The sequence below is a fragment of the Polymorphobacter multimanifer genome (genome assembly GCF_014205635.1).
Lineage (GTDB): Bacteria > Pseudomonadota > Alphaproteobacteria > Sphingomonadales > Sphingomonadaceae > Sandarakinorhabdus > Sandarakinorhabdus multimanifer.
Map to the genome: position 1 here is coordinate 1 of NZ_JACIIV010000055.1, position 7,315 is coordinate 7,315.

8 protein-coding genes and 2 pseudogenes are annotated in these 7,315 nt (G+C 60.1%); 3 read left to right on the forward strand and 7 right to left on the reverse strand.

What is annotated here, in order from left to right; all coding sequences use genetic code 11:
* Window positions 1-192: transposase (locus FHS79_RS18110; protein ID WP_184203195.1), on the reverse strand; the 192-nt coding region annotated here is incomplete at its 3' end.
* Here FHS79_RS18110 and FHS79_RS19485 point away from each other — a divergent pair.
* Window positions 124-426, forward strand: a complete 303-nt coding sequence (locus FHS79_RS19485; RefSeq protein WP_184203197.1) for a WYL domain-containing protein — start codon at window positions 124-126, stop codon at window positions 424-426. The two genes, FHS79_RS18110 and FHS79_RS19485, sit on opposite strands and share 69 nt — an antisense overlap.
* Before the next feature lie 251 nt (window positions 427-677).
* Here FHS79_RS19485 and FHS79_RS18120 read toward each other — a convergent pair whose 3' ends face one another.
* The 6 genes and pseudogenes from FHS79_RS18120 to FHS79_RS18145 form a co-directional block, all read right to left on the reverse strand.
* Complete coding sequence (locus FHS79_RS18120; protein WP_184203199.1) at window positions 678-1,490, reverse strand: spondin domain-containing protein; 813 nt, start codon at window positions 1,488-1,490, stop codon at window positions 678-680.
* Window positions 1,491-1,645: 155 nt separating this feature from the next.
* Entirely contained in the window at window positions 1,646-2,164 is a 519-nt protein-coding gene (locus FHS79_RS18125) for a peroxiredoxin family protein (RefSeq protein WP_184203201.1), read from the reverse strand.
* Window positions 2,165-2,208: 44 nt separating this feature from the next.
* Window positions 2,209-2,853, reverse strand: a complete 645-nt coding sequence (locus FHS79_RS18130; RefSeq protein ID WP_184203203.1) for an NrsF family protein — start codon at window positions 2,851-2,853, stop codon at window positions 2,209-2,211.
* Window positions 2,850-3,380 (reverse strand): sigma-70 family RNA polymerase sigma factor, encoded by a 531-nt coding sequence (locus tag FHS79_RS18135; RefSeq protein ID WP_184203205.1) that lies wholly within the window; start codon window positions 3,378-3,380, stop codon window positions 2,850-2,852. The genes FHS79_RS18130 and FHS79_RS18135 overlap by 4 nt, the downstream gene beginning before the upstream one ends.
* A gap of 680 nt (window positions 3,381-4,060) precedes the next feature.
* Complete coding sequence (locus FHS79_RS18140; protein ID WP_184203207.1) at window positions 4,061-5,326, reverse strand: vanadium-dependent haloperoxidase; 1,266 nt, start codon at window positions 5,324-5,326, stop codon at window positions 4,061-4,063.
* A 434-nt stretch (window positions 5,327-5,760) separates the two neighbouring features.
* Window positions 5,761-6,813 (reverse strand): annotated as a pseudogene (locus tag FHS79_RS18145) (IS110 family RNA-guided transposase).
* Between the two features lie 20 nt (window positions 6,814-6,833).
* Here FHS79_RS18145 and FHS79_RS19490 point away from each other — a divergent pair.
* Together FHS79_RS19490 and FHS79_RS18155 are read left to right on the forward strand one after the other, a co-directional pair.
* Window positions 6,834-7,172 (forward strand): IS3 family transposase, encoded by a 339-nt coding sequence (locus FHS79_RS19490; protein WP_184203209.1) that lies wholly within the window; start codon window positions 6,834-6,836, stop codon window positions 7,170-7,172.
* A pseudogene (locus FHS79_RS18155) lies at window positions 7,169-7,315 on the forward strand (IS6 family transposase); the annotation flags it as partial. The gene FHS79_RS19490 and the pseudogene FHS79_RS18155, both read left to right, overlap by 4 nt.

Consider the following 7,315-nt stretch of genomic DNA (forward strand, 5'->3'; position numbering starts at 1 on the left):
CTCGGTCGGAACGCCAGCTCGGCCGCCAGCATCAACCTCGGCCTTCTTCACCCACTCATGCAGCGTCTGCGCTGCACAGCCGATCTTGGCCGATATCGACACCACCGCCGCCCAGCGCGAACCGTGATCCAGCACCATCCGCACCGCGCGTTCCCGCACCTCGGGCGCGTACTTGTTCGTCGTCTTGCTCATAGTCGCTCCACCTTCTCAGGAGTTGCAGCCTCCGGCAAACCCGGCGCGGTTCATACCGGTCGGTGGCTGTTCGCGGGCTGGTGCGAGCTTCGCAACGACTTCCGTGCATTCCGGATCGACAGGATTTTGCAGACTGAGGTGACAGAAGACCGCTTCGTAGGCGCGCCGGGGGAGAACCTGCAGACTTACCTTGCAACGAGATTCTTGGCCCCGAGAACGTGTAGCTGGATTTAGTGAGCTGCGGTGGGGCAACCGCAGTCTTGCTCGCTGCAAGGCTTTACCGGTCCCCTCTCGGACATTCTGGCCACCGCAGCGTTTTGCCCACTTTTCGTCATCCAGATTTCTTCTCAGATCGCCGAAAGCAGCCTCGGAGAAGGCAATTGGCGTTCGCTGGACCGTAGAGCGACGCCCCATCCCAACCCGGCTAGAACATGGCCGGATTGGGACGGGTGATTTAAACGATCAACGTGATTCGTACGACCGATTCAGTTGCTTTTTTGAACCAAGTGCCCACGGTTGCGACGGGCGGCCGAACCGATGAGGCCGAAGCCAGCAATCAACATTGCCCAACTTGCCGGTTCGGGGACCGCTGTAGTTAGGAAACTTATGCGGTAGATGCCGGTGTTCTCAACAAGACTATTGTTGAATACATAACCCGCCGCCGTCGTTAGGCCGTTATAGGCGGAAAATTCGTTGAAATCGAAGCCAACGACACCATTCTGTGGCGTCCGCGAATCATTGGTGCCGATTTGCAGGAAGGCTGCGTTAATCGGATCAGTCGCTTCCGATCCTGCGTCCCAGATTTCACTAGCATCCTGGTCGATCTGGTTGATCAACAATTTGCCTGCCATGTCGAATAGACGATATTCAAGAGGATCATCGTTGCCGATGAAATGGTCGTTCGACGGCACGACCATCGATCCGAAAGTGAAGTATCTGTTCACACTTGTGTCGACCAGGAAGTATGCAGAAGTTGCGCTAGCGCCCGGGGTAAGGACGCCGCCAGCGGAGCCGAGCACGGCGTTGCGTTCAGCGGCTTGGAAGGCCGGAAACCAGTCCGACCCAGAGCCGCCCTCAGCTACGGAAATGATCGGGTTCGTCGCAACTGCGCCGTTGTCGAATGCGTCGAAGGTGCCGTTGTGAAAGCCGAACCGCAGTGGCGCAAAGCTTACTGAGTTGACAGGCGCAAGGTTCTGAACGGTAACCTTGACCTTGACAATCGCTGCGTTGGCTGTTCCCGCGCCGAGAAGAAAGCCAATTGCGATTGCGCAGCGCGGGAGCCTCTGATCGTAAATCATAAATGGATTCCTTTTCTTGCAGGGCAGCGCTCTTTGGCGCTGCTGGATTGAAGCCGCGCGGGGGAGCTTGTGAGCGACCAGGCAGGGCAGGCGAAAGTGCGCTCCCCCATTCTTCAGTTCGGGCCGTGGCGTCGTATTGTTACCATCAGATGGAATTATTTCGTTGGCGCTCCAGCCATGGCAACTACTTCAGCTGTGGTAGGTCGTTCGCGATAATCGCGCGAAATGTTGATGGCCTCGATTCGCCCAGCAGGATCGACCACCATAATCGTTGGCCGTGGGACACCGTGAGCCATGTTGCCGGGGGGATAAGTGGGGTCCGTCAGCCCAAGCGAACGGATGATGACGCCCCCGGGATCAGATAGAAGGGGGTAGGGAATCGACTGACGGCTGGCGAACTTGGCGAGCACTGTCGGATTGTCGTAGGTGAGTGCAGCGAGCCGATAGCCCTTTGCTGCAAGGGGGCCGACGGCACCTGCCAGGTCGCGCATCTGCACTTGGCAATAAGGGCACCAGCCTGCCGAGCGCGCGAGGACAAGAACCAGCCCGCGAGGACCGGCCAAGCTGGCAAGCGGTTGCGGCGTACCCGATTGGTCGGCAGGTTGAAAACCGGAGGGAAGTCGATCACCGACTTTGGGTTCAGCGATGGCCGGAGCGGCGATTGCGGCGATCATGGCGACAGGAGCGAGGCAGCGCATTCTCAGGCCTTTCAAGAGGATTACCAGCGGATGAGGGGCGGCACCGCGACGCGCGCGATGACAGCGGCGATGGCAATGGTAAGCGTGTACCACAAGCCAATGTAAGTGATATTGTTGGCTGGACAGTGAAGCGAATAGACCAAGGAACCGAGGCTGCCGGCGGCTATGCCCGTGACCCAGCCCGCGCGTTCGGGCAGAACCGGGGCGCCACGACGGAGGTTCCAGATCATAATCGTGGCAAAGGCCGTCGCAGCGGTGAGGCCAACACCAAGACACAGAATGGCCGATGACCACCAGACCGCGCGGGCAGCCGCAACTGGATCTAACGCGGTGTTTAAAAGCGCGACTGCCGGCACGACGGCGGCCATTGCAACGGCCCCGACCCAGCTCCGGTCGTTCCGTCCGACAACGGGGCGAACCATCGCGAGTGCCGATTTGGCTGAGATAGTGCCCAGCATCAGCAACAGGCCGCTACGAAGCAGAAATACGGGGTCGGGGGAACCGGACAGCACGTCGTCGCGGATTCCAAGGGTCAGCGCAACTGCAGCGAAGCCAGCAAACGCTAATACGAACAGCGCCCCGACCGCCCGCCTGTTGCCTAGCGGGAGGACCGGTTCGAGGTCAGCGACCAGATTGTTCAAAAACTTCGGTTGGGATCGTGTCATCGTTCGTCTTCTATTAAGGAGGCAAGCTTTTTCAAACCGCGGTGAACATTAACCTTCAAGAGCGATTCACTCTGACCAAGGCGAGCGGATGCTTCAGCCGTAGACAACCCTTCGATTCGAGTAACGCGGATCGCTTGGGCTTGACCTTCCGGGAGCATCGACAAGAGGTGGTCACAACCGAGGCGGAACATGATTGCCGACTCACCGCTGTCAATGCTGAAATTGTCGACGAGTTGCTCCTCCATTCCCGCGCGATAATGGCGGCGAAGGTGATCGACCCAGCGGTAGCGCGCTATTGCAAACAGCCAGGGCAGAAATGGACGCAACGGATCCCAGCTATCGCGCTTTCTGTGGACGGATATCAGCGTGTCCTGCACAAGATCATCGAGCGCAGAACCATGGACATAACGGCGGAAGAATCGGTGTAGCAAAGGGAGCAACAGGGTCAAAAGCGCATGATATGCGTTTCGGTCGCCGCGCTGGCTGGCCGCCATCAAGTTTGCAAGGGTCTTCTCATCCGTATTCATTCTGAACGCTATTCGCGCAATTGATGCAATTTGTTACAGCTATGCGATATCGCCATTGTTCAAACCGAAGACGAAGGCCAACCAGGTTGCTCCAAACCTGGCCTCCACAGTCGGCCCAAAACTGCCTAAATTGGTGCTGGTTATCCCAATTTTCGCTGCATTTGCGTAATGCATATCGGCGACTGGTGTTATTCGATCCCTCAAATCTGTAAAGGTGTAGCAAGGCTGCTCACAATGGACAGACGATCTAGGCGACTTAAGTGGCCAGTTTTCGAACCTCCACAACAATGGTACTTCGCTGGTGTTTGTTTCACGAGCAGCTCCTTCTGAGATATAAGATGTAAAGAGGTATCGAGACTGGTCAATGCATTGTTATTCCATAAACGGCGGTGATTCCGACGATGCGACCGGCTACAAAGGTTGAGCGCAGTTTTCTGTTTTCGTTCATGACGGCGAAGCAGCTTATTTGACGAACGTAGGTCCCTTCGATGATCGGAAAACTATCGGCAATCACTGGACGCTGCTGGACCGGACACCATTTGGCGTCAGCGGGTGATGCCGCCCAAGATGCAGGACCAATGCGTCGGTTTGGTCAGCACACCACCTGCTGGAACGACTCAATTTTCGGGCGAAAGCAGCTGCGGCGCCGGTGTCCGCAAGGGGCGCTTGATGAGAAATGATCACATTGGCATAAGTGCCATCGCATCGATGATTCTGCGCCCAACGAGCCTCCCCGCCAGCAGGCCAGCCTCACCGGCCGATGCAAAATAGATGCCGTTCCATACGCGCGTCCGCACCGCAATGTCGGCGGTCAATGCGAGGTGATCGAAGGTTTGTGGTCCGATAAGCCCTGTGGCCGACTGAAAATCGACCTCGAAGGATACGGCATCTCCGAACAAATGCGCGAGCACGGTCGAGCAAGCGCCTGCGAACGTCGCCGTCCCCGAAGTGTGCTCGGGGGAAGCGCCCTGCGAACCGTTGTAGGGCGCCCAGGCCGGATCGCCAAAGGTGGCGGCGTTACCGTCCTCGTCACCACGACGGATCGCGTCCTGGGGACGCCAGAAGGTATATGTCCACTTCGAGCTCCACGAGGTAATCATCGCATCGCAGTTGGCGACGGCAATGGCGGTCATGACCCGTGTTTGTTCAGACAGGGTGAGAGCACGGGCCGGGTCGGCTGAGATTACGCGTGCGATCTCCATCCAGAAACCCGTCTCTTGGGACGTGCCGACGCCGCCGCGCCAGAGCCGGGCCATGCGGGATTCAAAGCTGTCGGCGGCAGCTTCGCGGAGGGCGAGGCTGCCTTGCGCATAGACCTCATGCCATTCGCGCGCGTAACCAAAGCCCGCAAGCTCCTGTGGAGGCGGTGCATGGAACCAGTCACCACGATCGAGAACGAACGGGGTCAGACGGCGATAACGCGCGGCCCCGGGCGCAAAACCCAACCTGCCGATGCCCTCGGGGGGCGGATTTGCGGGCAAATGTAGATCCTCGACCGGATCGTTCGTGGGGATGGCATAGCGTTGATCAGCCAGCAGCGCAGAAGCAACATCCTTGCCATAGTCGAGGGCCGCCGTGATGTCGGCAATTACACCGCTGGCGCCTGCGTGTTCATCACGAAGATTGCGCATCAAGTCGCGTATCTGCTGTTCCCGTTGAGGCAGCGAGAACAGCCCTTCGAGCAGCTGACAACCGGCGCCAATCGCCGCGAATGGGGCCAAGTCTGCCGATAAACCGGGTGCTGGCTGCACCACCCATCGAGGTTCCAGTGCCGGATCACCACCAAGGCCGCCCATTGCATCATGCATCGCCACATTGAGCAAGGCGTAAACCCGCGCGGCTTCGCTGGTGTTTCGCCGAGGCAAATCCACATCGCTGGGCTGCGTAATGCTTTGCATCAAGTCAATGACGAGCCGGTTCCATTCGATCACGGGGGAGGCGTTCATCATCTTCACCCTTTTTGATTCGAGAGCTACTCCAAGCTTTGATTGCTTTAACGGAAGGATGTTTATTTTGCGTTAGGGAAGGAGTAATCACAACCTCCCCATAGCGGCCGCAGCAAGTGGTCTTCTATCTGTCGCGTTATCCCTGTCGGACGTGGGGTGGTACGACCGTCCGTGTGTGGACGCCCCTTTGGAAGCAAGAGGTTTTTTGAGTGGCATGGTTGCGCGGGTTCAGGTGCTTCCGTGTGTCCGGCCTATTGATGCAGCCATCATCACGGCTGCTGGTCTGTATGGAGATCGCGGATCGGGTCCAGACCGCAAGGGCGCGCTCGAGGCGCCTGGACACTTCACTGGTTTTCCCGACCCCGTCTTCTGACCGTTGCGCCATGCCTCTCTGTTGACCTTCCCTGCGTCCCTGACGCCTCGAGCCGTGGCGGTTATGCCGCCACGGCCGGAGCTCTGTAGGATCCGCCGTGGGCCATCAGTGCCCAGACGATCCTCGCCATCTTGTTGGCCAGCGCGACGATGACAAGCATGCGCGGCTTACGGGCCAGCATGCCCGCCAGCCAGGCACTCGCCTTGTCGGGATCGCGCGCTGCGACCTTGGTCGCCAAGCTCGCGCCCAGGATCAGCAGCCGTCGCAGGCTGCGCTCGCCCATCTTGGTCGTGCGCCCGAGCCGCTCCACGAGCCGCTTCTTGCCGCCGCTCGAGTGCTGTCTCGGGAGTGCTCTTTCGGGACAGGGCCAAGCCATGCGGCAAAGTCGCGACCTCGCCGCAACGTGCTCGAGGCCGGCGCCAGTGCGACCAGGGCGGTGGCGGTGACCGGACCGATGCCCGGGACGGTCATCAAGCGCTGCGCCACCGGGTCTGCCTTTGCCCGGGCAGCGATTTCGCGGTCGAGGAGCGCGATCTGCTCCTGTAGCGCCTTCAGGCTCTGTGCGATGACGGCCAGCACCGGCCGCGCTTCGGCCGGGATATCGGAGGCAGGATCGCCGACGATCTCGACCAGCTTGCCGACGTGTCCGACACCCTGCCGTACGACATAGCCGAACTCGGTGAGATGCCCGCGCAAGGCGTTGATCAGTTGGGTCCGCTGGCGCACGAGCATGTCGCGGGTGCGGAACACCACGGCCGCGGCCTGCGCCTGTGTACTCTTGCCCTGGACGAACCGCATCGTCGGGCGCTGCGCCGCCTCGCAGATCGCCTCCGCGTCGGCCATGTCGTTCTTCTGCCGCTTGGGCGTTCGGCTTTGCATAGGCAGGTGGGATCAGCCGCGTGTCATGACCCAAAGCAGCGATCTCGCGGGCCCAATAGTGAGCGCTCGCGCACGCCCCCATCGCCACCATGCACCTTGGCAACGTCGCGAAGAACCCCAGGGCCTGATCCCGTCGTAGCTTCTTGCGGACGAGTACGGCGCCGCTCGGGTCTGCGCCGTGAACCTGGAAAACCGACTTCGCCAGATCAATGCCGACTGTGCTAACCCCGCTCAAGGACGCCTCCTCCAGTGGTGATGAACACCTCCACTCTGGCACATCGATGCCGTCAGCGGGCGTCCACCCCATCGCAAGGGGACCTCTCCGCGACCCTTCAAGCAGGACCGCGTCGCCGGCGAGGACCACCGCTGCAGCCCGACGACGAACTGGTCGCGGCGATCGGCGCGCTGGTCGCCAATCAGCCGACCTACGGGTATCTCCGCGTCCACGCCCTGCTGCACCGGGAAGCGGAAGCAACCCGGCGCGCCGCGCCCAACCTCAAACGCGTCAACCCCGTGATGAGGCTGCACGGGCACCGTCAAGTTAAGCTCTGCGGCTTTGCGGTGCTGGATCGGAGGGCTATTGCGGATGGATGACCACAGCCCGAGACTCGATTTACGCGGGTTACCGCTATCCTCCCGAGGTCATCTGCTACGCGGTCTGGCTGTATTTCCGGTACCCACTGAGCCTGCGGATGGTCGAGGAACTGTTGGCTGCGCGCGGTATCGAGGTCAGCTAT